Origin of the sequence: Snodgrassella sp. W6238H11, assembly GCF_016100525.1 — a bacterium.
In the GTDB taxonomy this organism is placed as follows: Bacteria; Pseudomonadota; Gammaproteobacteria; order Burkholderiales; family Neisseriaceae; genus Snodgrassella; species Snodgrassella alvi.
This window is the reverse complement of record NZ_JACFSH010000028.1, coordinates 1-249: the sequence shown is the minus strand read 5'-3', so window position 1 is coordinate 249 and position 249 is coordinate 1. Positions and strand designations below refer to the sequence as shown.

The window sequence follows — 249 nt, the reverse complement described above, 5'->3', positions numbered from 1 at the left end:
GCTGTATCTAGGCCAGAGAAGGGAAGGACTGCTGACGCAGTGCTTCGTAGAGGACGATGGCGGCGGCGTTGGACAGGTTCAGTGAGCGGATGTGCGCTGACTGCGGGATTCGCAGACACTGCTCGGCGCGTGCCTGGGCGAATGCCTGTGGCAATCCGGTGGTTTCGCGACCGAAGAGGAAATAGATTTGCTGATTGGGGTCGCTGTAGTCGAACTGAGTGTAATTGCGTGTGCCGTAGGTTTCTATCA

Annotated in this window: 1 protein-coding gene; it reads right to left on the bottom strand. The window is 57.4% G+C overall.

Annotated features, from left to right (window positions below; translation table 11 throughout):
* Window positions 1-7: 7 nt before the first annotated feature.
* Window positions 8-249 (bottom strand): tRNA (cytidine(34)-2'-O)-methyltransferase (locus H3V00_RS11350; protein WP_304944953.1); only part of this gene is annotated, 242 nt, incomplete at its 5' end.